The following is a 23,744-nucleotide window of genomic DNA, read 5'->3' as shown; positions in this document are numbered from 1 at the left end:
TGCTTATTCCTCGGTTGCCATCGCAGATTCAGCGTGACCGGCAGCGTCATGGCCTGACATGTCGTGGGCGGACTCGCCGTGATGCTTGCCCCCCATCTTCATGTCACCCATGCCCAGCTCCATGCCATCCATGTAGGGCGCCATGATCTGTTCGTACAGATTCGGCTTGACCTGACCATAGAAGGTGGGTGCCACGTCTTCGCTCGGCTCCTTGAGTGCCTCGTAGCCGGCGTCATCCAGCACCTTGCTGCTGCCACGCGCTTTCTCGATCCAGGCGTCGAAGTCGCCTTCGCTCATCACATGCGCCTTGAAGTGCATGTCAGCGAAGCCGGCGCCGCTGTAGCTGGCAGAGATACCGTCATAGGTACCCACTTCGTTGCCGATCAGGTGCAGGCGGTTTTCCATGCCTGCCATCGCGTAGATCTGGCTGCCGAGCTGCGGCACGAAGAACGAGTTCATCACGGTCTCGGAGGTGATGTGGAAGCGCACCTGGCGATCCACCGGCATGGCCAGCTCATTGACTGTCGCGATGCCCTGCTCCGGATAGATGAACAGCCACTTCCAGTCCATCGACACGACCTGAACCTCGATCGGCTCGCCGCCATCCTGGATCTCGGCACGCGGGTCCAGCTCATGCGTGCTCTTCCAGGTCAGGATGCCCAGCGCGAGGATGATCAGGCACGGAATGCCCCAGACCACGATCTCGATCTTGGTGGAATGCGCCCAGTTGGGCGTATAGGTCGCCTTGCTCTGCTTGGTATCGCGATAGCGCCAAGCAAACCACAGCGTCATGAAGATGACCGGGACAACGACCACGAGCATCAGGTAGGTAGCAGTCAGAATCAGCGACTTCTCGGATTCACCGATGGGTCCCTTGGGATCGAAGAGCACGGCATCACAGCCGGACAGCATCAACAATCCCGCGAGGATGGGGAGTCCCCGCAGAGCCCCCCGCATTAGGCTTTTTCTCATCTCACGACCTCGTTGGAACACGCCATGACGTCATGACGAGCCCACATGTGGAACACAGCGTTCGAAGAAATGACCAACAGGAAGCCGTCGATCGTTCGAACGAAATCAGAGGATTTCCCGCAGGCGGGGCACAGGATAGAGAAAAATCAGGGGGGCTGACTACGGGGCACACTGACGCAGGTAGTCGCACCTGCCGATCAATTTCCCCTCGCACGCGCAGCCAATCGCCATCGGGAGAGGACGATGCCCTCCCTCACGCGTTCGGGTTATGCCCTGACCACTGAACGAGGAACCTGACGAAGGCGTCAATCATGTTGACAGGCAACACGGCGTCACTTGGGCGACCAGACGCCAATCCGGTATTTCCTCCCTTCGAGGTGCCCTGACTCCTCCCGCCGACAAGGCTCTGGCCACCCCCGCATTGCGCGATGACCATTTCCCGACTCACGTGCCTTCCCAGGTCCACGAGCGCCCGCCGAGGCCCCACGGGAAACGCCAACCCCAAGCACGAAAAGAGTATAAAATTTCAACAAAACAATAAATACAGCAATATTCATCCAAAAAAGTGCGTGCAATGACACCCGCGCAAGGAGTGCCGCCTGGCAGAAACACCTCGTCACATCGAGACGCCTGACTGCCTGTCTACCGACGGACCGAGATCACCGACGTCTTTTTCACACTCTCAATTGCAAAAAATGCCGCACTTCGTTCCATTATAATTTCCCATCCTGCTCTGGAAATCGTGACGTAATTCTCCTTATATTGATTCACCATGACATTTTTCATTCCCGCACGAATGGATGAAATCGTTGTCACAATCCAGCGACTTCGTCCTCATCATTTGTTCATATTCAGACTTTTTTCATCAGATGACGACTCGCGCCATTTCATAAAAATTTTACAAATAAACACCAAATAGATACCAAATGGATACAAAAACACCACACAAGTGCCAGCCAAGTCTCTGAAAAGTCCTGCGGAGCCACCAGGCCTGAAGAACGTGATGGCATCTCAGGAACCATGTTTCAGCATCAGGTCAAGGGATGCGACAATTGACCACACCAGAAATGTCGCCAATGATCTTTCTGATTTTTCACTTTCCTTTTCCCGTACAGACTATCCTCCCGAATCATTGATACGCATGCCGCGGCGCAACGAGACTTGGAGGTTTGTTCCTGCAGGGACACGCGCTATCCTGCTGTTCACCCCCTTGCCGCAAGGGAGCAGGCGGCATGTCGAGACGAGATTCGAGACCCTGATGCAGCGCCGCTGGGCGATCACGAGCCCTGCCTTCTCGACGCCGCTTCTCGACGTCGAACCTCGCTTGCGCATCGCCCTCCCCTGCCAGGGGCACCTGTCTACCCGATGGAGCAGCGCCCGATGACGACTGACCAGCCCCCCTCCGCCAGCAATGCCCTGCTCGACGCCGACCAGCTGCCCGCCAGCATTCTCTATCGGCTGTTCTCGGGCAGCATCGCGCCGCGACCCATTGCCTGGGTCTCGACGATCGATGCCGCCGGCAATGCCAATCTGGCGCCGTTCTCGTTCTTCACCGTGGCAAGCGTCAATCCACCGGTGCTGGCCTTCAGCCCGCTGCGCAACGGCGAAGGGCGTACCAAGGACACTCTCGACAACCTCGGACAGGTGGCGGAATGTGTCATCCATATCGGGGGCGAGGCCATGAGCGAGGCACTCAATCTCACCAGTGCCAGCCTCGCGGCCAGCGAGGATGAATTCGCCCACGCCGGCTTGAACAAGCTAGCCATGCCGCCGCTGCAGGTCCCCCGCGTGGACGGCGCGCCGATCGCCTTCGGTTGCCGACTCCGCGACATCATCCATCTGGGAGACCAGCCCCTGTCCGGCTCACTGGTGCTCGCCGAGGTCGTGGTGGTCCATGCAGACCCCGAGGTCTGGGATGGCCGCCATGTCGACAATGAGGTGCTGCGCGCCATCGGGCGCATGGCCGGCAGCGATTATGCGCGCACCGACAGTCTCTTCAGCCTTGAGCGACCTGCCTGATCAGCCTTGAGCGACCTGCCTGATCAGCCTTGAGCGGGCCGAAACGCAGAGCGGGCCTGTCTGATGACAGGCCCGCTCAAGATGCTCTCGTGACTCTGGTGACTCACCTATCCCGCATCATTGCCCCAGAGGATTGACGGTGGCGGGGAAGCTTCAGCGCAACCCCGGCAGCAGGTACTTGTCGAGTGCCTGACGCACCGAAGGCAGCAGGATATCGGAGTGCATCACCAGCTCGCGCACCAGCTCCTGCAAGCCGGGCACCCCGACTTCCACATGCTTTCTCAACGCCATGCGCGCACAGGTGTCCGCGCAGGCATGTTCGGAAATCTGCACGCCCAGTGCCACCAGCCGCTCACGAAAGTCTTCGTGATCAATCAGCTCCACGATCATCATCGTCATTCTCCTTGCTCGCGGACGGCGGGCATTGTCATTGGTATTGACCCACTCTGTTCTGAGCATGGCCCTTCTGAGGATAGCCGAAACGTGCGGCGAGCCGTCTCCGACATTCTGGTCAGACCGAGGCACGCCCTGCGTATCCGCCAGCGCCACTGCCATAGGCATTTGCGCCAGACGGGCCCTGCCCTTTCCTTTCCTTTCCTTTCCCTCCTCTCACCTACCCTCGCGTTCAGGTGTCCAGACTGGCCGAAGCAGATTCGGCTCTGGCCAGGCGGCAGGCGGCGTACTTGAACTCGGGGATCTTGCCCACCGGGTCCAGCGCCGGATTGGTCAGCAGGTTGGCGGCGGCCTCGGCGTAGCAGAATGGCACGAAGACCATGCCGGCCGGCGTCAGCGGGTCCGCGCGGGTGGCCAGCGTGATCTGACCGCGCCGCGTGGTGATCGAGAGCGCCTCCCCCGCCGCGATCCCCAGTCGCTCCAGCTCGACGGGGTTGAGCGTGGCCACGGCGGCAGGTTCCAGACTGTCGAGCACGTACGCGCGGCGCGTCATCGAGCCGGTATGCCAGTGCTCCAGCTGACGGCCGGTGGTCAGTACCGTCGGATAGTCGTCATCCAGCGTCTCATCCGGCGGCGTGGGCCAGGTCGGCACGAATCGGGCCCGACCGCTGGCGCGCGGGAAGCCATCGCCGAACACCACATCCTCACCCTCGCCTCCCGGCGTCAGGCACGGGTAGGTCACCGAGTTCTCCTCGGACAGCCGCGCCCAGTCGATGTTGTCGAGGGAATCCATGCCCTGCTGCATCTCGGCGTAGATCTCCTGCGGCCCGGCGTAATCCCAGGCAAGCCCCATGCGCCGCGCCAGCTGCTGGGTGATCCACCAGTCCGGCTTGGCCTCGCCCGGGGCACGCAGTGCCGCCCGCCCGCGCTGCACCTGGCGATTGGTGTTGGTGACGCTGCCGTCCTTCTCCGGCCAGGCGTACGAGGGCAGCACCACATCGGCGAACTGCGCCGTCTCGGTGACGAAGATGTCCTGCACCACCAGATGCTCGAGATGCGCCAGCGCGCTGCGCGCGTGATCGAGATCCGGGTCCGACATCGCCGGATTCTCGCCGAGGATGTACATGCCGCGAATCTGATCGGCATGGATGGCGTGCATGATCTCCACCACCGTCAGGCCCGGTGTGGCCGAGAGCGGCGTATCCCACAGCGCTTCCAGTCGCGCGCGCGCCGCCGTGTCACCCACCGGCTGATAATCCGGGAAGACCATCGGAATCATCCCGGCATCCGAGGCGCCCTGGACATTGTTCTGCCCGCGCAGCGGGTGCAGGCCGGTGCCCTCCCGCCCGACATGGCCACACACCAGCGCCAGCGCGATCAGACAGCGGGCATTGTCGGTGCCGTGGGTGTGCTGCGAGATGCCCATGCCCCAGAAGATCATCGCGCGCTCGGCCGTCGCGTACTCACGGGCCACGGCGCGAATCTCCTCGGCCGCCACGCCGCACAGTGGCGACATCGCCTCCGGCGTCAATGCCGTGACGTGCTCCGCCAGGGCAGCGAAGTCCTCGGTATGCGCCTCGATATAGGCCTGATTGGCCAGCCCTTCGGTGATGATGACGTTGAGCATGGCATTGAACAGCGCCACGTCCGCCCCCGGCGTGAACTGGATCGAGCGATGCGCATGACGCCGCAGCGCCAGCGCGCGCGGGTCGATCACCACGATGCGCGTGCCTCGCCTGGCGGCGCGCTTGAAGAAGGTGGCGGCCACCGGATGATTGACGCCCGGGTTGCAGCCGGTCAGCACGATGAGGTCGGACTGCTCGGCCTGCATGAAGGAGGCGCTCACGCCGCCCGAGCCAACGCCTTCCATCAGCGCCGCCACTGAACTTGCATGACACAGCCGCGTGCAGTGATCGACATGATTGGAGCCGAAGCCGGTGCGCACCAGCTTCTGGAACAGCCACGCCTCCTCGTTGGTGCACTTGGCGCTGCCGAAGCCCGCCAGGCTATCGGGGCCATGCGTTCGCTTGAGGCGCATGAGCCCCTCGGCCGCGACCTCGAGGGCCTCGTCCCAGCTGGCCTCACGGAAGTGGGTCAGCGGGTGGGCGGGGTCAAAGTTCGCATCCAGCCCCTTGGCCACGCCGTCACGGCGGATCAGAGGGCGAATCAGGCGCTCCGGATGACGCGGATAATCGAAGCCGAAGCGTCCCTTCACGCACAGGCGTCCGTGATTGGAGGGGCCATCACGACCACTGACCGCGATGATGTTGTCGAGCCGCGCATCCGCGACCGGCTGACGGTGGCTGGTCGCTTCGCGAGTGATCGCGTCTGAGGGCGCACTGAGCTCTCGGACATCCGCCAGCGTCGCGGCCTGCTGGCCTTCGCCGACCAACGCCCCGCCGCTGCCACGACTGACCTGATACTCCAGCTGACAGCCCACGCCGCAGTACGGGCAGACGGAGGCGACGCGCGCATCGACGGCGGCGCTGTCGCCATGGCCTTGCTCATCCACCTGGGCGGCAGGCATCAGAGCACCGGTCGGGCAGGCCTGCACGCACTCGCCACAGGCGACGCAGGTGCTGTCGCCCATCGGGTCCTCGAGATCGAACACGATGCGCGTATTGCTGCCGCGCCCCGCCAGCCCGATCACGTCATTGACCTGCACCTCGCGACAGGCGCGTACGCACAGGCCGCAGCTGATGCAGGCGTCATGATTGACCGCCATCGCGGCATGGGAGTGATCGAGAGCGCTGGCCGGCGTCGGCAGCCACTCTTCAACCGTATCCCCCAGCCACTCACGGACCGTCTCGCGGGCACCGCCCAGCGTCTCGCGAGCGTGCCCGACATCCACCGCCAGCAGCTCGGCCATCGCCATGAAGTGACTGCTGACATCGGGGTTATGGGCCTCGGCTGGCATGTCGGCGGCGAGCAGTTCCACCACCATCGCGCGCGCCGCACCCGCCCGCTCAGAGCTGGTACTGCGCACCACCATGCCCGCGCGCGCCTCGCGGATGCAGCTGGCGGCGAGGGTGCGCTCGCCGACGATCTCGACCATGCAGGCGCGACAGTTGCCATCGCCGCGATACTCCGGCGCTTCGCTGTAGCAGAGGTGGGGAATCGTCTCGCCGGCACGCCTGGCGATCGTCCACAGCGTCTCGCCGGGATAGGCCGTCACCTCGGCACCATCCAGGGTGATGGTGAAGCCATCCTCGCGCAGCGGCTGATCATCCGAAGGCGAGTTGCCGAGTCCTGTCAGCGCATTCATGCCTCACCTCCCGTGGCGTCAGCCGCATGGCTCGTGGCGATCAAGCGCACCCCGCTGCTGGCGAGGGTCTCCCGGAAATCCTTGAGCAGGCCGAGTACCGGATTGGGCGCGGCCTGCCCCAGCCCGCAGATCGAGGCGTCCATCATCACCTGCGACAAGCGCGTCAGCAGCGCCTCGTCCCATTCATCGCCACTGAGCGCCGCCAGCATCTGGCGCGTGCCGACGCGACACGGCGTGCACTGGCCGCAGGACTCGTCCATGAAGAAGCTCATCAGATTGCGTGCCACCGCCGCCAGGTCATCCTGGTCCGACAGCACCACCACTGCGGCCGAGCCGATGAAGCAGCCATGGGCCTGCAGGGTGTCGAAGTCCAACGGCAGGTCCGCCTTGCTGGCCGGCAGAATGCCGCCGGAGGCCCCACCGGGCAGATAGGCCCGCAGGCGATGGCCCTCGGCCATGCCGCCGCCGTATTCCTCGACCAATTCATTGAGCGTGATGCCGGCCGGTGCCAGGTACATGCCCGGGCGTCTGACGCGCCCGGAGAGCGAGAAGCTGCGCAGCCCCTGACGCCCCTGGCGTCCGGCTGCCACGTATGGCGCGTGCCCTTCGCGATGGAGCCGCGCGATCCAGTAGACCGTCTCGACGTTGTTGACCAGGGTCGGGCGTCCGAACAGCCCGCACTGGGCCACGAAGGGCGGACGCTGGCGCGGCTTGCCGGGCTTGCCTTCCAGCGACTCGATCAGTGCCGATTCCTCGCCGCAGATATAGGCACCGGCGCCACGCCGCAGATGGATGAAGCCGGGCGCGACGAGGCCTGCGGCTTCCAGCTCCGCGATGCACTCGCGCAGCACGTCATTCAGGGTCGGGTACTCGTCGCGCAGGTAAAGGTAGAGCGCCTCGGCCTCGATGGCATGCGCACTGGCCAGCGCGCCCTCGAGGAAGGTGTGCGGCTCACGCTCCAGATAGCAGCGGTCCTTGAAGGTGCCGGGCTCGCCTTCATCGGCATTGATCACGCAATAGCGCGGCCCTGTCTCGGCACGCACGAAGCCCCACTTGCGAAACGTCGGGAAGCCCGCTCCGCCCAGGCCACGCAGACCGGCCTGTTCGATCATCTGCGCCAGGTCATCGATGCTGACCTCACCGCCCTCCAGCGCGGCGAGCAGCCCATAGCCGCCACTGGCGCGATATTCCGCCAGCCGCGGATAGTCGAGACTCGCGGCCGGCGCGGCATGCACATGGCCCTCGGCGATCGCCGCCGTGACACCTTCCACGCTGGCATGGCCGAGATGGCAATGCCCGACCTCCGCCACCGGCGCACTGTCGCAGCGCCCCATGCAGGGTGCCCGCAGCACGCGCACCTGTGCGGGGTCCAGACCCGAGGCGAGACCGGCGCGCAGGGCCTCGGAGCCGGCCAGCTGACAGGACAGCGAATCACAGACGCGCACGGTCAGTGCCGCAGGCGGCATCTCGCCATCGCGCACCACGGTGAAATGGGCATAGAAGGTGGCCGTCTCGTAGACCTCGGCCATCGGCAGGCGCATCCACTCGGCCAGCGCACGCAGATGGGCCAGCGTCAGATAGCCGACCTCATCATTGAGCACGTGAAGATATTCGAGCAGAAGGTCACGCTGCGCCGGGGCATCGCCCAGCAGGCGCTGCACCTCGGCCCAGGCCTCGGCATCCAGCGGGCGGCCGCGCAACTGGCTGCGCGAACGGCGACGAGCGACGGGGGTCGGCTCGGTCAGGGTCTCAGGCGTCATGGCGGCACCACATTGTTATCGTTATGAACTGGCGGAGCGTGCGGTCGAGACAACGGCCTGGCTGGACCGTAGACGCGTCTGTGTGAAGGTGGACGCTGTCCGGCAGGTCCGTCACGCCGGGCAGGTTCCTTCACTGTAGATCGCAATCTACAAAGCGGGCAGAGCCGCGACAACCGCCTCCCCCGCCGAATCGCCTCGCATGTCAGTCACGCACATGTCGGCGTCGTATCCAGCTAACTCGCCCTCGCCCAGCCCTCACACAATCACCGAGGCCCGACGGCGACCTGTCCCGCAGTCAGACTCGCCACCGCGCTCTGAATTGCCACTCCACCCCCTTCCCTCATCGCAGCCACGGGAGACACCCGCGACAACGCCTCGACTCGCCCCACCCGCCCTGCTCGGATGGCGACACCAATAACAACATGAGGTCACCACATGTCATCGAATCCGTATGACACGGACTACGAGATCGGCCAGGACAATGTCCAGGTCATGGGTCTCGATGTGCATAACCCCGTCTTCGCGATCAGCGCCGTGCTGATCGTCAGCTTCATCCTGTTTGCCATCGTCTTCCCCGCGGGCGCGGAAAGTGCCCTGGGCGGCGCCAAGGCCTGGTCCATCGCACATGGCGACTGGCTGTTCATGCTGGCCGGCAACCTCTTCGTGCTGTTCTGCCTGCTGCTGATCGTGCATCCGGTGGGCAAGCTGCGCCTGGGCGGCCAGAAGGCGACTCCGGAGTTCTCGACGCATTCGTGGTTCGCGATGCTGTTCGCCGCCGGCATGGGCATCGGTCTGATGTTCTGGAGCGTCGCCGAGCCGGTGGCCTATTACACCAACTGGTACGGCACGCCGCTGAATGCGCCTGCCGGCACGCCGGAGGGCGCACGCGCCGCGCTGGGCGCCACCATGTATCACTGGGGCCTGCATCCCTGGGCCATCTACGCCGTGGTGGGTCTGTCACTGGCCTTCTTCACCTACAACAAGGGCCTGCCGCTGACCATCCGCTCGGCGTTCTACCCGATACTCGGTGAGCGCACCTGGGGCTGGATGGGGCATGTCGTCGACATTCTGGCCGTGCTGGCGACCATCTTCGGGCTGGCGACGTCGCTGGGGCTGGGCTCCGCCCAGGCGGCATCTGGGCTGGATTACCTGTTCGGCATCGGCGATGGCCTGCCGACCCAGATCGCGATCATCATCCTGGTGACCCTGGTCGCCATCTACTCGGTCAGTCGTGGCCTGGACGGCGGGGTGAAGCTGCTCTCCAACATCAACATGATCATCGCCGCCGTGCTGATCATCTTCATCCTCATCTTCGGGCCGACGCTGGCCATCCTCACGGGACTTGGCACCACGACACTCAGCTATGTGCAATACCTGCTGCCGCTGTCCAACTGGATCGATCGCCCGGACGAGAGCTGGTTCCACGGCTGGACCGTCTTCTACTGGGCGTGGTGGATTTCCTGGTCGCCGTTCGTCGGCATGTTCATCGCGCGTGTCTCGCGCGGCCGCACGGTGCGCGAATTCGTCACCGCCGTGCTGCTGGTACCGACACTCGTCACCATCGTGTGGATGTCCGTCTTCGGGGGCACGGCGCTGGAACAGGCCATCAATGGGGTCGGCGCGCTGGCCAACGGCATCGATTCCGTGTCACTGGCCATGTTCCAGATGCTCGACAACCTGCCGCTGTCCGGCGTGGCGTCCTTCATCGCCATCCTGCTGGTGCTGGTGTTCTTCGTCACGTCCTCGGATTCCGGCTCACTGGTGATCGACTCGATCACTGCCGGCGGCAAGGTGGATGCGCCGGTCAGCCAGCGAGTCTTCTGGGCGGCGATGGAGGGACTGATTGCCGGTGCCCTGCTGTACGGCGGGGGAAGTGCCGCACTCGGCTCATTGCAAGCCGGTGCCATCGCGACAGGCTTGCCGTTCACGCTGGTACTGCTGGTGATGTGCTATTCGCTGTTCCGTGGTCTGATGCAGGAAAGGAAGGCGCAGGACGCGCTCGCCCGACCGGTCACCGGCGCCTGACATGCGGCGCTGACGGATCATGAGCACAAAAAAACGCCGCCCCCGGCAACCGGGGGCGGCGTTTTCATTGGATGACCCGAACGTCATCCAGGCAAGATCAGGAGTTTTCCTGAGCCAGCTTCTGCACCTTCTTCATCAGGTCCGGGTTGTTCTGCACCGCTTGACCGATGGAGTTGAAGGTCGCGACTTCCAGACCGGAGTCCTCGACCGCGCTGACCATCTCGTCATTGGCTTCCTGACGGACGCTCTGCTTTTCGGTCTCGTCGTCAGCTTCCTGCAGCTTGCCGGCGAAATCCTGGGAAATGCGTGCGATCTCCTGAGAGGCAGCAGCGAACTGTTCCAACTGCGCATCGCTGAAGTCACCGGCCTGAGCCTGTGTCGCCTGAGCAGGAGCCTGACCCTGGGCCGGTGCGTCAGCAGCGAACGCCGGCGCAGACATCATGCCCGCAGAGATCAGGGCAGCCGTCATGTATGCAGTCATCCGTTTCATTGCAACCTCCAGTCGTTCATTGATCATCAAAAAGTGATTACACCAACTCAGACGGACACCACGGCCGGATGTTCAATCTTTCGTGTAACTGTTTGAAAAACATTCGGATAACTCTGGATACAACTGTCGCAAACGAGCAACGAAAAGACCACCAAGCCCCGCATGGCAGGCCTCCTGCGAGCTGGACACCCATACAAGCACCGAGTTGCCCGAGAAAGATCGGGCAGACACTTTCCGTCATCTGGCAGCCATCCTGTCAGACAGCAGGCGTCATGTCCGTGCAGTTACCGCTGATATATCCCCCCGTGCAGTACCACACAAACCGCCTGCACAAGGTCGGCAAACTGGTGCAGACTGACATAACCTGACATCAGGCCCCTGCGTTGCGGTCCCATGCCGGACTGTCCTGCATTCTTGCCCCACGCCGCCGGAGGACTGTCATGTCCCGATATACGCCGTCTTCGCCCTCGCGCCGCTCGTTGCCGCGCCACATCGCTGTCCGGGCAGCATTCGCCCGAGGAGTGAGTCTGTGCCTGCTGGCCGGACTGTTCACGAGTCTCCCCGCCCAGGCCCTCAGCCTGCTGGATGAGAATCCGCAGCTGAATGCGCCCGCCGAGACTTCCGCAGGTGCACCGCCACCGCCCTCTCCTCCAGACACGGTAGACACCACCATGACCGCCGCCAACGTCGACCCCGCCGCCAATCCGCTGCTGGGCGAGACCTGGAACCGTCGCTCGCTGGTACTGATCGCGCCGGATGAACAGGACCGTGAGCTGGAGCGCCAGCGTGATGAGCTGCGCGCCACGCGTGGCGAGATGCAGCAGCGCGATGTCACGCTCTATACGCTGATGGGCACGCGCGGCATCCACGATGGCGTGCCGATGAGCTTCGAGGAGGTTCGTGCCCTGCGTGATGCCATGCAGCTGCGCGAGGGCGCGCCCTTCACCGTCATCCTGATCGGCAAGGACGGTGGCAAGAAGATGCAGCTGGAGGGGTTCGTCGCACCGGACCAGATCTATCAGGTGATCGACAGCATGCCGATGCGCCAGCGCGAAGCCGGCGAGGCCACCCGTCAGACCTCCTCGGGCAGCGAGGAACATACCTCGCCCGCGCCGTTGGATGACGAGGATTGGCAGTGGGATGAATGACACGCCTGAACGACGAAACGCCCCTGCCAGCCGAGCTGACAGGGGCGTTTTCATGTCTGCGCAGCTTCAGCGCAGCACGCCTTCCTCGCGCAGCAGCTTGAGGATTTCCGCTGCGCCCTCCTCCGCACTCACGCCATCCAGACGCTTGCCGCTGCCACCCTCGGCCTTGGCGGCCGCGGCCTTGAAGCGGTCCCGCGCGCTGGTCGCCTTGATGCGCTTCAAGCGCTTGGGTCGCTTGCGAGCCGGCGCGATGGCAAAGGCCTCCGCCACCGCGTCATGGGCAAGCTCACCGCTTGCCAGTGAGGCAAGTTCACCCCGCCGCGCCTGCGCGAAGGCCGACTGACGTGCCGCCGGCGCGGCGGCATCGACGCTGACAAGTGCCGGCAGCTTCACCCGCAGTCGCCGCCGCTGACCACGCGGCAAGGCCTGCAAGGCGGTGAGATGCGCGCCATCGCAGCTCTCGATCGCGACGATACCCTCCACCAGCGGCCAGCCGAGGCTCTCCGCCAGCAGATGCGGCAGCAGGCCACTGCCCTCGCCGGTCTCACTCTGGCCACCGCACACCACCAGCTGCGGTGCCGCCTGCTTGAGGCGCGTCACCAGCAGCGGCCAGACATCGATGACCGGTTGATCGGCAGCCGCCGCCTGCGGATCGACAGCCGTGAGCGGTTCAGCTTGAAGAGAGTCAGGCGTCACCAGCGTCAACGACTCCAGCCCCATGCCCAGATAGCCACGCAGCGCCTGGTCCTGCTCGCTGCCGGGCGCGATCTTGCTGCCACTGGCGTGCCAGGCGCTGAGGCTGACGGCACCGGGTGCCGACCGGCGCTCCAATGCCAGACACAGCTCCAGGGCGCGGGCGTCCTGCTCGGCGCGCCGCAGACGCCCCGAGACCGGGTGCTGCCCCAGCGATACCAGACTCACGACCTCAAGCGGTTCCGAGGCCTGCTGCGCAATGGACGAATGATCTGCCTTCATGTCCTTCTCCTTTCTCCTGTCGCAGGCGCGAGTTCAGGCCGCGTCGGCGGCAAGCGTAGCGGATGACGGGCTGGATGACGGGTTGGAGGACGGGTTGGAGGACATAGCGGGCGCAGTAGACGACTGACCCGCCGCCGAGGCACCACCTGCCGCCTGGGCGTCACCACCGGCACCGCGTTCGGCCTCGAGCTGCTGACAGAGCCTGGCGAGGATCGCCCCGGCATCGCCGATCACCGACAGATCCGCGCGCTTGACCATGTCACAGCCGCCATCGAGATTGATCGCCACCACCTTGTCGCAGCGCTGGATGCCCTGCAGATGCTGGATGGCCCCCGAGATGCCCACCGCCACGTACACCCGCGCCGTCACCCAGGTACCGGTGGCACCGACCTGACGGGCACGCGGCATGAAGCCGTCATCCACCGCCACCCGCGAGGCGCCTTCGGTGGCGCCCAGCAGACTGGCGGCACGGTGGAAGCCATCCCAGTCGCGAATGCCGTTGCCCGCCGAGAGAATGAATTCGGCCTCGCCCAGCGCGATCGCGGAGGGATCGACCGCTACCGGGCCAAGATCCTCGATCACGTCTGGCACGGCGTGCGCGGTGCTGGCTGCCTCCCACTCAAGCGGCAGCGCGGCGTGGCGCACATCTTCCACCGGCTCGGCGCATTCCGCCTCGCACAGCAGGATACGGGTCAGCGCGCGGGTCAGGTCCTGCTGACCATTGCCGCTGCGCCCGGTGACGTTCACCTCGGCAAGCTCGCCACGCCCGATGGCCGCAAGCTCGCCCTCGAGTTGATAGACATTGCCGCTGGGCCGCGCCAGCGCATCGCCCGTGCACAGCAGGCGCGCCCCGAGACGTCGGCCACGCTCACCGCCGCCAGTGCGGGATTCCGGCAGCAACCACAGCCGTGGTGCCAGGCGTGTATCAATGGCCTCAAGCTCCGCCAGCTGGGCCAGCGGCGCGTAACCATCGTGGACACTGTCGGCAAAGTGCAGCCAGCGATCGGCACCTGCCGCGCCGAGTCCGACACTGTCGGCGGCGTCACCCTCCTCACGCAGCGTGCCGAAGGTGACGGCCAGCACCGCGCCCTGATGGGCGGGGTCGGCATCAGCGATCTGACGCGCCAACCCCAGCACATCGCGGTCGTGGCTCGAGAGTCGCCCGCCGGTCATGTCCGGCACCACCGCGATCAGGAAGGCAGGTGATGCGATCTCGACCAGCGGCAGCACGCGCGCCTTGGCAACGACGGCGGCCTGACCGGCACCTGCCGCGACAGGCCCGGAGCGGCCACTGCGATCGATGCGTTTGCGGCCATTGGCGGCGATGAAGTGGCCGACGTGGGGATTGCGACGCATCACGCCCTTCGGGCCCATCCAGCGTTCCTGAGGAGTGGCCGCGCCTCGGCCCAGCGCCTGCAGCGCGCTGAGATGCTCCGGGTGCAGACGATTGCGTGCCTGCTGCTCCAGGCGCGGGTCACGGCGTGGCAGTGGCTCGCGCTCGGATGCGTGTGGATGCTCGGTTGCTTGTGGATCGACGGGGATCGTCATGCCGCCACCTCCGCGTCAGTGGGCTGCGTGGTCGACGTCGCCAAGCCCTGCGTGGACGTATCCGCTACCAGCGCCCGCGCCATCAGTTCCGCCAGATCCAGCACCTGGGGTTCGGCTTCACCAGCCGGCGCCACCACGCCTTCCAGCATCGCGGTGCACTGCGGGCAGCCGACCGCCACTACCTCGGCGCCGGTCTCGCGCACGTCACCCATGCGCATGTCGGGGATACGCTGCTTGCCGGGGATGTCCGTCACCGGCGCGCCACCGCCGCCACCACAGCAGCGTGAGCGGAAGCCGGAGCGCTGCATCTCGCGCACTTCAAGACCCAGCGCCGCCAGCAAGGTGCGCGGCGCCTCGAATTCCCCGTTGTAGCGGCCCAGATAGCAGGGGTCATGCCAGGTGACCGAGCCGAGCGTGGCCAGTCTGGTGGCATCGAGACTCAGACGACCTGCCGCCAGCAGCTCGTTCATGTAGCTGGTGTGGTGATTGACGAGGTAGTCGCCACGGAAGGCGGCATATTCACGTCCCAGCACATGGAAGCTGTGAGGATCACAGGTGATGATGCGCGCGAAGCGATACTTCGACAGGGTGGCGATATTGCGGGTGGCCAGCGACTGGAAGGTCGCCTCGTCACCCAGACGGCGTGCCACGTCGCCACTGTCACGCTCCTCGGCACCGAGGATGGCGAAATCGACCCTGGCCGCGCGCAGCACCTGCACGAAGGCGCGCAGCGTGCGCTGGTTGCGCATGTCGAAGGCACCATCGCCCAGCCACAGCAGCGCTTCCACCGGACGCGGATCACGCGCCGCCTCGCGGGCGGCCTGAACCTCGGCGATGCGCGGCAGGTCGAGATCCGCCGCCCAGTGCAGCCGCGCCTCGAGCGCAAAGCCGCCCGGGTTGTCGGTGGCGATCAGATTGTCGAGCACCTCGACGCCCTTGCCCGGGGTCGCGCCCTGCTCCAGCGTCATGTGGCGCCGCATGTCGACGATGGCATCGACGTGCTCGATCATCATCGGGCACTCCTCGACGCAGGCACGACAGGTGGTGCAGGCCCACAGGGTTTCCGGCTCGACCAGTACCGTGAATTCGTGGATCAGCTTGTCGGCGTCTGCCGGCTTGCCCGCAGCGCCCTGCGCCGCCTTGATCTGGATCGGCCCGGATGACGCTGCCTGACCTGCCGGGCGAGCATGCGGAGAGGCCCCGACGATGGCCTGCTGCGGGCCGCCGCCATGCTGACCGGGCGTGCGCTTCGGCTCATCGCCCGGATAGGGTGAACCGGCGTAGGCGGCATCGCTGCCCCCCGCCATGCCCACCACCATGTCCTGAATCAGCTTCTTGGGATTGAGCGGCTGACCGGCCGCGAACGCCGGACACACCGCTTCACAGCGCCCGCATTGCACGCAGGCATCGAAGCCCAGCAGCTGACGCCAGTTGAAGTCGGCAGGCTTGCCGACGCCCAGCGGCGCCTCGGGGTTGGAAAGATCCAGCGGCAGCAGCGCGCTGTCGCGGATGCCGGCGCTGTCACGGGTGCTGAAACGCCCCGGACGCCGATGGAAGGCCAGATGCAGCGCGCCCGCGAAGGCATGCTTCATCGGCCCGGTGATGCGCGAGCCGCCACCGGTCATGCCGACGATCATCTCGAGCAGCCCCCAGGCGATCCCCGCCACCAGCACCAGCCCGAGGATACCGCCGGAGATCATGCCGCCGACGCCTTCCGGCAGCACCAGTGACAGACTCATCACGAACAGACTGGCAGAGAACACCAGCAGGCTCTTGGGCAGACGCATCCACGGACCACGCGACAGGCGTGCCGGCGGGTCGAGACGACGACGACGCACGAACAGCGCACCAGCGAACATCGCGCCACTGGCCAGCAGCAGCAAGACGCCCAGCCAGGCGGAGTCGATGCCGAAGCCGTAGACCACCACCATCAGCAGCGCCGCGGCCACGAAGCCACCGCCGGTGGCGACGTGGGTATTGGCCATGTAGCGGTCGCGCGCGACCACGTGGTGGAGGTCCACCCCGTAGCGGCGCGGCACCTTGGCCAGGCTCGCGATCAGCTCTCCCACGCGCATGGACGTGGCATCCGCCCGCCCCTGGCGCCACAGGCCGATGCGCTTGACCGCACCGATGGCGGCCAGCGCCAAGGCGGCGAAGATCAACACCGACAACACTGTTTCGTTCATAGCCAAACCTCCCACCGATGTGTCAGACGCGATCAGAAATCCTTGCACAGGCGCAGGGCGTCATAGATGGCGGCGTGGGTGTTGCGCGGTGCATTGCAGTCGCCGAGACGGAACAGCAGGTAATCATCCCCGTCGGTGGCCTGACTCAGGCACGGCTGCGGCTTGATGGCGTAGAGCGACTCGACGTCGATCTGGCCCTTGTTGAGCGAGCCGTCCTTGAAGGCGTAGTAGAGCGCTTCATCGGGGCGCACGCCGTTCTCGACCACGATCTGGTCGACGACGCGTTCTTCCAGCGTGCCGGTGTATTCATTCTCGAGCACCGCCACCAGCCCCTCGCCTTCGCGGTAGACCTCATGCAGCACCATGTCGGAGGTCATCACCACTTCCTTGGCATACAGGCTGCGGTAATAGGTCGGGAAGGTGGTGCCGCCGACCGCCGCCCCCGGCTTGATGTCATCGGTGACGATCTCGACCCTGGCGCCCTTGGTGGCCAGATAATCGGCCACCGAGACACCGGAGAATTCGCAGATGCTGTCGTAGATCAGCACGTTGCTGCCCGGCGCGACACGCCCGTCCAGCACGTCCCAGGAAGAGACGATCAGGCTCTTGGCCGGGTCCTCGTCGTAGCCCCAGGATTCGAACTGCTCCATGAACGGACGGCCGCCCACCGCGAGGATCACCACGTCAGCGCGCAGGTCACGGATGGTCGCTTCATCGGCGCGGGTGCCCAGGCGCAGATCGACCTTCAGACGCGCCAGCTCCAGCTGATACCAGCGCGTGATACCGGCGATCTGGTCACGCTGCGGCGCCTTGGAAGCCGTGGTGATCTGGCCACCCAGCTCTTCCTTCGCCTCGAACAGTGTCACGGCATGGCCACGCTCGGCACACACACGCGCCGCTTCCATGCCGGCCGGACCGCCGCCGACGATGACGACCTTGCGCACCGGACCGCTGGTCTTCTCGATCTCGTGCGGCAGGCCCATGTATTCGCGTGACGTCGCGGCATTCTGGATGCACAGCACATCCAGGCCCTGATACTGACGGTCGATGCAGTAGTTGGCACCGACGCACTGCTTGATCTGGTCGAGCTGGCCCATCTTGATCTTGGCGATGATGTGCGGGTCGGCGATGTGCGCGCGGGTCATGCCGACCATGTCGACATAGCCGCCTTCCAGGATGCGCTCGGCCTGATTGGGGTCCTTGATGTTCTGGGCGTGGATCACCGGAATCTTGACCACTTCCTTGATGCCGGAGGCCAGATGCAGGAAGGGTTCCGGCGGGTAGGACATGTTGGGAATGACGTTGGCGAGGCTGTTGTGGGTATCACAGCCGGAGCCGATCACGCCGAAGAAGTCGAGCAGGCCGGTGGCGTCGTAATAGGCCGCGATCTGCTTCATGTCGTCATGCGACAGGCCATCGGGATGGAATTCATCACCACAGATGCGCATGCCGACCACGAAGTCATCACCGACCTCGGCACGCACCGCCTTGAGCACCTCGATACCGAACTTCATGCGACCCTCGAAGCTGCCGCCCCACTCATCGGTGCGCTTGTTGACGCGCGGGCTCCAGAACTGGTCGATCAGGTGCTGATGCACGGCGGACAGCTCGACGCCATCCAGGCCGCCTTCCTTGGCACGTCGCGCCGCCTGGGCGAAGTCGGCGATGATGCGCTGGATCTCTTCGACTTCGATGGTCTTGCAGGTGGAGCGGTGTACCGGCTCGCGGATGCCGGACGGCGACATCAGCGAGGTCCAGTCGAAGCCGTCCCAGCGTGAGCGACGGCCCATGTGGGTAATCTGGATCATGATCTTGCCGCCATGCTTGTGCACGGCATCGGCCAGATTCTGGAAATGCGGAATGATGCGGTCGGTCGACAGATTGACGGAGCTCCACCAGCCCTGCGGGCTGTCGATGGAGACCACCGAGGAGCCACCACAGATGCACAGGCCACACCCACCCTTGGCCTTCTCTTCGTAGTAGCGCACGTAGCGCTCGGTGGTCATGCCGCCATCGGTGGCATACACCTCGGCATGGGCGGTACTGACGACGCGGTTGCGGATGGTCAGCTTGCCGATCTCGATCGGCTGGAAGAGTGCGTCGAATGCCATGGTGAAAGCTCCTCGCCGGGGAGAGCGCCGCCTTGTCACGCCGGCCTGGCCTGCCCGCCGCCACGAGTCGGGACTCGTGGCGGCGGGCGGCGTCAGGCGTCTTGCATGTCAGGAAAGGCGGCGCTCAGGCGTTGCGTTGTCGTTGTTGTGTGTGTGGTGAGTGTCGTGACAGAGAGAGGATCGGGCAGCCGGCTTTTGCCTTTTGCCTTTTACGTGGGCCGGGCCTGGGCCTTGACCCGAGCCATGGAGTAGAGAGTGGCGGATCTGAAAACGTCACACTGTTCCGGGAGCGACCTCGAAATACCCCACATCACAGCCTTCCTCACCGCCGCTCTGGGTCTGGACGGCGACGGTGCGCAGCTCGCTGCCACGCGCGGCCAGAATCTGGTCCATCGCGCCGGCGAACCAGCCGGTGAACATGTACTCAAGCCTGGTGCCGGTCTTGCCCTGCTGATAGACGAAGCAGGAGTGCTCCAGGCGCACCTTGCAGGTACCGCGCTCCAGATCGATCTCCTCGGTGATGAACAGGCCCCAGCCGCGCTGCGACAGACGCTTCATGTAGTGCTCGAAGACTTCCACGCCGACCAGGCCGTGCAGCTCGGCTTCCTTCTCGCACCAGTGCCAGGCGCTCTTGTAGCCGGCGTGGTAGAGAATCTCGGCGTACTTCTCCACGCCCAGCGCCTCTTCCACCGCGACATGGTTGTTGATGAAGAAGTGACGCGGCACGTACAGCATCGGCAGTGCGTCGGAGGTCCAGACGCCGGTCTCGCTATCCACCTCGATCGGCAGTTCAGGGGCCATCTTGCTCATGTCGGTGTCCTCAAAAGGGGCTGAAAGGGAGATGCAAAAGAGAGTTCAAGAAAGAGCGAACCAGAAAAGGCCCAGGCAGGCAGACTCAGCCGCCCCAGACGTTTTCCAGCGTGCGCAGCCAGTTCTCGCCCATGATCTTGCGCACCTGGTGCTCGCTCATGCCGCGACGCAGCAGCGCCTCGGTCAGATTGGGGAACTCGCCGATGGTGCGGATGCCTTCCGGATTGACGATCTTGCCGAAGTTGGTGAGACGACGGGCGTAGCCCTTGTCGTGGGTCAGCCACTCGAAGAAGTCCTGACCGTGACCCTGGGTGAAATCGGTGCCGATGCCGATGGCATCCTCGCCGACCAGGTTCATCACGTATTCGATGGCCTCGACGTAGTCATCGACGGTGGCGTTGACGCCGGCCCGGAGGAAGGGAGTGAACATGGTGACGCCGACGAAGCCGCCGTGTTCGGCGATGAAGCGCAGCTCGGCATCGGACTTGTTGCGCGGGTGGTCCTTGAGACCGGCCGGCGCGCAGTGGGAGTAGCAGACAGGGACTTTCGATTCGAGGATGACTTCCTCGGAGGTCTTCGAGCCGACGTGGGACAGGTCACACATCACACCGACGCGGTTCATCTCGGCGACCATCTCGCGCCCGAAGCCGGACAGGCCGCCATCGCGCTCGTAACAGCCGGTACCGACCAGATTCTGGGTGTTGTAGCACATCTGCACGATGCCCACGCCGAGCTGCTTGAAGACATCGACATAGCCGATCTGGTCTTCATAGGCGTTGGCATTCTGGAAGCCGTAGATGATGCCGGTCTTGCCCGCGGCCTTGGCGGCGCGGATGTCGGCGGCGGTGCGCGCCACGCAGACCAGGTCACTGCTCTCGGCGATCAGCTGGTTGCTCTTGACGATGTTGTTGACGGTCGCCTGGAAGCCTTCCCAGACCGAGACGGTGCAGTTGGCCGCACTCAGACCGCCCTTGCGCATGTCCTCGAACAGCTCGCGCTGCCACTTGGCGATCACCAGACCATCGATGACGATGCTGTCATCGTGCAGGGCGCGGGCCGCATCGGACCCACCGAAGGAGGAGGAGAATTCGGACATCATGTCGCTCCGGCGCTGGGCAGGCGGCTCTGGAAGTCAGGTCACTGCCCGTACCCGGCGGACAGGGTCTGCCGGAACACGATCTCCAGCAGGCTGTGCCAGCATAGTCCTGCCCTCTTCCCCCTCTGACGCCAGATGCGACGCGTGGCTACCGAATCGCGTCAGGACTGTCGTTTCTGAAACGACGACGCCCCGACTCGAGAGAGCCGGGGCGTCGTGGGACAGCCGATGGTGTAGCGTCAAGCCGGTCAGTGCGCGGGGGACAGCTCCTTCAGCGAAGGCAGCAGGTCCCAGCTCAACCAGCCACGCGGCTGTTCCAGCCGCTTGAGATAGCCCATGCCGAGATTGTTCATCTGGCGCCGTGTCCAGCTGGCACGCCGCTGGATATAGGCCGAGGGCTTGCCGGCATTGAAGCGGATCGGATTGGGCAGTACCGCCGCCAGCAGGCTGGCCTGGTAGGCGGACAGGCTGGCGGCATCGGTATTGAAGTGATGTACGGCCGCGGCCTCGACACCGAACACCCCCGGCCCCCACTCGGCGACGTTCAGATAGACCTCGAGAATGCGCTCCTTGGGCCAGATCACCTCGATCAGGATGGTGAACCAGACCTCCAGCCCCTTGCGCACCCAGCTGCGCCCGTTCCACAGGAAGACATTCTTGGCGGTCTGCTGGCTGATGGTGCTGGCCCCGCGCAGCCGTTCACCGGCCAGGCGCGCATCGATGGCCTTGACGATCTGATCGACATCGAAGCCGTAGTGATCGGGAAATTTCTGGTCTTCCGAGGCGATCACCGCCAGCCGGGCATTGCGGGAAATCTCCTCCATCGGCACCCAGTCATGCTGGAGCGCCATCGGCGCCCCCGAGACCAGGCTGTAGCCCCACTTCTCCAGCATCACCATCGACACCGGCAATGGCACGAAGCGCAGCAACACCACCAGGCCGACACAGGCCACCATCCAGCAGGCGACGATCTTGAATGCCCACACCGCCAGCCAGCGCAGACGCTCCATCGGGCGCATCTTCACGGACGCCGCCGGCCTGCGTGTCGCGCCGCGGCGTGCCGATTGCCCATCGCGGGTCTTCTGCCCCTGTGTTCGTGCCATCCCTCGCCGTCCCCTGTCGCGCGTGTCGTGGCTGATCACGACGGGTCATCCCGTCTCCCAGCCCTTGTTGTCAGCTACTGCCTCATGCAGCGCTCGAGTGTACCAGAGCCCGCCGATGGCTCCTGTGAAAACCAAGATGCCCCGGCCGAAGGGCAGGGGCATCGAGGGGTCATCCCGTCACGCAGGTGTATGGCGATCAGAGCCTGACGCTTGCGTAGGTTGGCTCGCCACGCGCATTGGCTAGCGCCAGGATCGCCGAGGACACCGGCGATTCGGCGGCGGTATGCAGCGGCGAGGAGGCAGTCGTCTGGCTCAGCGACTGATGGATGGCACCATGCAGTACGCCTTCCAGACTGGCCACGCCGTGCAGCTGATGATCGACATCGGCACGACACGGCACGTCAGACACGCCGGGCTGACGCTCACCACCGATACGCTCATCGCGCGGCGGCATGCCGAAGTACTCGCGGTAGCATTTGGAGAAGTGCGGCGTGGAGACGAAGCCACAGGCCGAGGCCACCTCGATGATCGACAGCGCCGTCTGCTTGAGCAGTTGACGCGCCCGCGTCAGGCGCAGCTTGAGGTAGTAGCGCGACGGTGAGCAGTGCAGATAGCGCTGGAACAGGCGCTCCAGCTGACGGCGGGAGACATCCACGTAGTGGGCCAGCTCGTCCAGACCGATGGGCTCCTCCAGATTGGCCTCCATCAGCGCGACGATTTCCAGAAGCTTGGGCTGGGTGGTGCCCAGCACGTGCTTGAGCGGTACACGCTGCTGGTCCTGCTCGCCGCGCACGCGGTCACAGATGAACATCTCGGAGATGCCCGCCGCCAGCTCGCGGCCATGCTCGCGGGCGATCATGGTCAATACCATGTCCATCGGCGCGGTGCCGCCCGAGGCGGTGGCACGCTGCTGGTCGATGGAGAACAGTCGCGTGGTCAGCGGTACGCGCGGGAAGGCCTCCTGCATGGCCGCCAGACACTCCCAGTGAATGCTGGTCTCGTGACCTTCCAGCAGCCCGGCCTGCGCCAGCGCCCAGCTGCCGGTACACACGGCGCCCAGCTGACGGCCAGCGCGCGCCTGGGCCTGCAGCCAGCTGACATGCGGGCGCTGCACCGCCCGCTGGATACCGACGCCGCCACAGACGATGGCCATGTCCAGCGCCGGGCAGGTCTCGGCCGACACATCCGGCGTGACCTGCAGACCATCGCTGGCACGCACGGGCATGCCTTCCAGGGTCACGGTGTACCAGCGATACAGCTCACGTCCGGCCAGCTGATTGGCCATGCGCAGCGGTTCCACCGCCGAGGCCAGCGAGATGAGCGTGAAGCTGTCGAGCAACAGGAAGCCGATGGTCTGCGGCTGGCGTGTCTCACCGGCCTGAGGGCCCAGCGAGCGAGCCCCCGCCCGGCGGGAATCGGAGGAAAAGCCGGATGTCATGTGAGAGCGATCGTGCGGGCGATCAATGCGGCCACTGGTCAGTGCCATGGGGAACTCCTTCTTGCTATCTGCCTGAGTTGCAGACCGGAGCATGAATGCCCTCACCCGGATCAGTCGGCGATCAGGGGGTCCGCGATATTGTCGTTGTTGGCACTCAGCAGGGAATCGACCGGAAGGCTGGCGATTCCAGCAGTGATGACAGCCATCATCGTGATCTCTCGCTTGAGCGACTCGGGATGCGACCCGAAGGAGTCCGATAACGTCAGGGGTGTCGTGAATCACTGCTTGGACGTCGTGCGTTGTCCACCTCTCGACAGTAAACCATCGCCCTGATACCGCGCAGCGATTAAATCGCCGCTGCACGGCAAATCATCGTTGCTGTACGGCACAGAATAACGCCGTGAT

The 23,744-nt window shown here is 64.9% G+C and carries 16 protein-coding genes; 3 read left to right on the top strand and 13 right to left on the bottom strand.

Annotation, left to right across the window (positions count from 1 at the left end; genetic code table 11):
* Positions 1-3: 3 nt before the first annotated feature.
* Positions 4-972, bottom strand: a complete 969-nt coding sequence (gene cyoA, locus OW493_RS04605; RefSeq protein WP_077379075.1) for a ubiquinol oxidase subunit II — start codon at positions 970-972, stop codon at positions 4-6.
* A 1,380-nt stretch (positions 973-2,352) separates the two neighbouring features.
* Between cyoA and OW493_RS04600 the strand changes: the two genes are divergently transcribed.
* Positions 2,353-2,991 (top strand): flavin reductase family protein, encoded by a 639-nt coding sequence (locus OW493_RS04600; protein WP_271302393.1) that lies wholly within the window; start codon positions 2,353-2,355, stop codon positions 2,989-2,991.
* 153 nt (positions 2,992-3,144) lie between these two features.
* Here OW493_RS04600 and OW493_RS04595 read toward each other — a convergent pair whose 3' ends face one another.
* The 3 genes from OW493_RS04595 to OW493_RS04585 form a co-directional block, all read right to left on the bottom strand.
* Positions 3,145-3,384 carry a hypothetical protein gene (locus tag OW493_RS04595; RefSeq protein ID WP_077379069.1) on the bottom strand — a complete coding sequence of 80 codons (240 nt, stop codon included), beginning with the start codon at positions 3,382-3,384 and terminating at the stop codon, positions 3,145-3,147.
* A gap of 232 nt (positions 3,385-3,616) precedes the next feature.
* Positions 3,617-6,649 carry a molybdopterin-dependent oxidoreductase gene (locus OW493_RS04590; protein ID WP_289863383.1) on the bottom strand — a complete coding sequence of 1,011 codons (3,033 nt, stop codon included), beginning with the start codon at positions 6,647-6,649 and terminating at the stop codon, positions 3,617-3,619.
* Positions 6,646-8,409 carry an NADH-ubiquinone oxidoreductase-F iron-sulfur binding region domain-containing protein gene (locus OW493_RS04585; protein ID WP_289863382.1) on the bottom strand — a complete coding sequence of 588 codons (1,764 nt, stop codon included), beginning with the start codon at positions 8,407-8,409 and terminating at the stop codon, positions 6,646-6,648. The genes OW493_RS04590 and OW493_RS04585 overlap by 4 nt, the downstream gene beginning before the upstream one ends.
* Before the next feature lie 435 nt (positions 8,410-8,844).
* On the opposite strand from OW493_RS04585, the gene OW493_RS04580 reads away from it, so the two are divergent.
* Complete coding sequence (locus OW493_RS04580; protein WP_289863381.1) at positions 8,845-10,434, top strand: BCCT family transporter; 1,590 nt, start codon at positions 8,845-8,847, stop codon at positions 10,432-10,434.
* A 97-nt stretch (positions 10,435-10,531) separates the two neighbouring features.
* Here OW493_RS04580 and OW493_RS04575 read toward each other — a convergent pair whose 3' ends face one another.
* Positions 10,532-10,924 (bottom strand): DUF4168 domain-containing protein, encoded by a 393-nt coding sequence (locus OW493_RS04575; protein ID WP_077379061.1) that lies wholly within the window; start codon positions 10,922-10,924, stop codon positions 10,532-10,534.
* 440 nt (positions 10,925-11,364) lie between these two features.
* Here OW493_RS04575 and OW493_RS04570 point away from each other — a divergent pair, with 440 nt between their 5' ends.
* The gene (locus OW493_RS04570; RefSeq protein ID WP_289863380.1) at positions 11,365-12,072 is read left to right on the top strand and encodes a DUF4174 domain-containing protein; all 708 of its coding nucleotides are present in this window, start codon (positions 11,365-11,367) and stop codon (positions 12,070-12,072) included.
* A 66-nt stretch (positions 12,073-12,138) separates the two neighbouring features.
* Here OW493_RS04570 and OW493_RS04565 read toward each other — a convergent pair whose 3' ends face one another.
* The 8 genes from OW493_RS04565 to OW493_RS04530 form a co-directional block, all read right to left on the bottom strand.
* Positions 12,139-13,047, bottom strand: coding sequence for an electron transfer flavoprotein subunit beta (locus OW493_RS04565; protein ID WP_289863379.1), 909 nt, complete (start codon positions 13,045-13,047; stop codon positions 12,139-12,141).
* 33 nt (positions 13,048-13,080) lie between these two features.
* Positions 13,081-14,595, bottom strand: a complete 1,515-nt coding sequence (locus OW493_RS04560) for an electron transfer flavoprotein subunit alpha/FixB family protein (protein WP_289863378.1) — start codon at positions 14,593-14,595, stop codon at positions 13,081-13,083.
* Positions 14,592-16,781, bottom strand: coding sequence for a (Fe-S)-binding protein (locus OW493_RS04555; RefSeq protein WP_289863377.1), 2,190 nt, complete (start codon positions 16,779-16,781; stop codon positions 14,592-14,594). The genes OW493_RS04560 and OW493_RS04555 overlap by 4 nt, the downstream gene beginning before the upstream one ends.
* A gap of 32 nt (positions 16,782-16,813) precedes the next feature.
* The gene (gene dgcA / locus OW493_RS04550) at positions 16,814-18,892 is read right to left on the bottom strand and encodes a dimethylglycine demethylation protein DgcA (RefSeq protein ID WP_077379051.1); all 2,079 of its coding nucleotides are present in this window, start codon (positions 18,890-18,892) and stop codon (positions 16,814-16,816) included.
* 273 nt (positions 18,893-19,165) lie between these two features.
* Positions 19,166-19,702 carry a DUF5943 domain-containing protein gene (locus OW493_RS04545; RefSeq protein WP_107335564.1) on the bottom strand — a complete coding sequence of 179 codons (537 nt, stop codon included), beginning with the start codon at positions 19,700-19,702 and terminating at the stop codon, positions 19,166-19,168.
* A gap of 85 nt (positions 19,703-19,787) precedes the next feature.
* A complete protein-coding gene (locus OW493_RS04540; protein WP_077379049.1) occupies positions 19,788-20,798 on the bottom strand; it encodes a dipeptidase in 1,011 nt (336 codons plus the stop codon).
* Positions 20,799-21,046: 248 nt separating this feature from the next.
* Positions 21,047-21,901, bottom strand: coding sequence for a monofunctional biosynthetic peptidoglycan transglycosylase (gene mtgA / locus OW493_RS04535; RefSeq protein ID WP_289863376.1), 855 nt, complete (start codon positions 21,899-21,901; stop codon positions 21,047-21,049).
* 196 nt (positions 21,902-22,097) lie between these two features.
* Positions 22,098-23,387, bottom strand: a complete 1,290-nt coding sequence (locus OW493_RS04530) for a GlxA family transcriptional regulator (protein ID WP_240499605.1) — start codon at positions 23,385-23,387, stop codon at positions 22,098-22,100.
* Positions 23,388-23,744: the final 357 nt, after the last annotated feature.

This window comes from Cobetia sp. 14N.309.X.WAT.E.A4, assembly GCF_030397495.1.
In the GTDB taxonomy this organism is placed as follows: domain Bacteria; phylum Pseudomonadota; class Gammaproteobacteria; order Pseudomonadales; family Halomonadaceae; genus Cobetia; species Cobetia marina.
This window is presented reverse-complemented; position numbering and strand designations above follow the sequence as displayed.

What these genes read in the sequence shown, in the direction of transcription:
- OW493_RS04540 (WP_077379049.1), bottom strand. Translation starts at nt 20,798, where the DNA reads ATGTCCGAATTCTCCTCCTCCTTCGGTGGGTCCGATGCGGCCCGCGCC.
- OW493_RS04590 (WP_289863383.1), bottom strand. Translation starts at nt 6,649, where the DNA reads ATGAATGCGCTGACAGGACTCGGCAACTCGCCTTCGGATGATCAGCCG.
- OW493_RS04560 (WP_289863378.1), bottom strand. Translation starts at nt 14,595, where the DNA reads ATGACGATCCCCGTCGATCCACAAGCAACCGAGCATCCACACGCATCC.
- OW493_RS04570 (WP_289863380.1), top strand. Translation starts at nt 11,365, where the DNA reads ATGTCCCGATATACGCCGTCTTCGCCCTCGCGCCGCTCGTTGCCGCGC.
- OW493_RS04530 (WP_240499605.1), bottom strand. Translation starts at nt 23,387, where the DNA reads ATGGCACTGACCAGTGGCCGCATTGATCGCCCGCACGATCGCTCTCAC.
- dgcA (WP_077379051.1), bottom strand. Translation starts at nt 18,892, where the DNA reads ATGGCATTCGACGCACTCTTCCAGCCGATCGAGATCGGCAAGCTGACC.
- OW493_RS04585 (WP_289863382.1), bottom strand. Translation starts at nt 8,409, where the DNA reads ATGACGCCTGAGACCCTGACCGAGCCGACCCCCGTCGCTCGTCGCCGT.
- OW493_RS04565 (WP_289863379.1), bottom strand. Translation starts at nt 13,047, where the DNA reads ATGAAGGCAGATCATTCGTCCATTGCGCAGCAGGCCTCGGAACCGCTT.
- OW493_RS04575 (WP_077379061.1), bottom strand. Translation starts at nt 10,924, where the DNA reads ATGAAACGGATGACTGCATACATGACGGCTGCCCTGATCTCTGCGGGC.
- OW493_RS04600 (WP_271302393.1), top strand. Translation starts at nt 2,353, where the DNA reads ATGACGACTGACCAGCCCCCCTCCGCCAGCAATGCCCTGCTCGACGCC.
- OW493_RS04555 (WP_289863377.1), bottom strand. Translation starts at nt 16,781, where the DNA reads ATGAACGAAACAGTGTTGTCGGTGTTGATCTTCGCCGCCTTGGCGCTG.
- OW493_RS04545 (WP_107335564.1), bottom strand. Translation starts at nt 19,702, where the DNA reads ATGAGCAAGATGGCCCCTGAACTGCCGATCGAGGTGGATAGCGAGACC.
- OW493_RS04595 (WP_077379069.1), bottom strand. Translation starts at nt 3,384, where the DNA reads ATGATGATCGTGGAGCTGATTGATCACGAAGACTTTCGTGAGCGGCTG.
- OW493_RS04580 (WP_289863381.1), top strand. Translation starts at nt 8,845, where the DNA reads ATGTCATCGAATCCGTATGACACGGACTACGAGATCGGCCAGGACAAT.
- cyoA (WP_077379075.1), bottom strand. Translation starts at nt 972, where the DNA reads ATGAGAAAAAGCCTAATGCGGGGGGCTCTGCGGGGACTCCCCATCCTC.
- mtgA (WP_289863376.1), bottom strand. Translation starts at nt 21,901, where the DNA reads ATGGCACGAACACAGGGGCAGAAGACCCGCGATGGGCAATCGGCACGC.